We start from the raw sequence: 267 nt of genomic DNA on the forward strand, positions 1-267 counted from the left end.
GAGCAGAGACCGGGCATCGCGACACGAGGCCGGGCAGGACCGTTGACACATTCCGCAGAAGAGGCGATCATCGCGGGAGTGACTTTTCCGGGAGGTGACCGATGACGACGTGCGATGTCGTCGCCCACGACCTCGCGGACGCGATCGCGGAGAACAGGCTCCGGATCGTGTTCCAGCCCCAGATCGACCTGCGCACCGGCGACGTGGTCGCCGTCGAAGGCCTCTGCCGCTGGACTCACTAGACGCTCGGCCCGATCCCGCCGTCGG

1 protein-coding gene is annotated in these 267 nt (G+C 67.4%); it reads left to right on the top strand.

Going from position 1 to position 267, the window contains the following annotated elements:
* Positions 1-101: 101 nt before the first annotated feature.
* On the top strand, positions 102-242 hold the full coding sequence (locus AC1RPY_RS07935; RefSeq protein WP_481763141.1) for an EAL domain-containing protein: 141 nt from the start codon (positions 102-104) through the stop codon (positions 240-242).
* Positions 243-267: the final 25 nt, after the last annotated feature.

The sequence above is a fragment of the Dellaglioa sp. CoH-56-MRSF-12 genome (assembly GCF_056782075.1).

Coding starts and splice junctions, on each gene's coding strand:
- AC1RPY_RS07935 (WP_481763141.1), top strand. CDS start 102: ATGACGACGTGCGATGTCGTCGCCCACGACCTCGCGGACGCGATCGCG.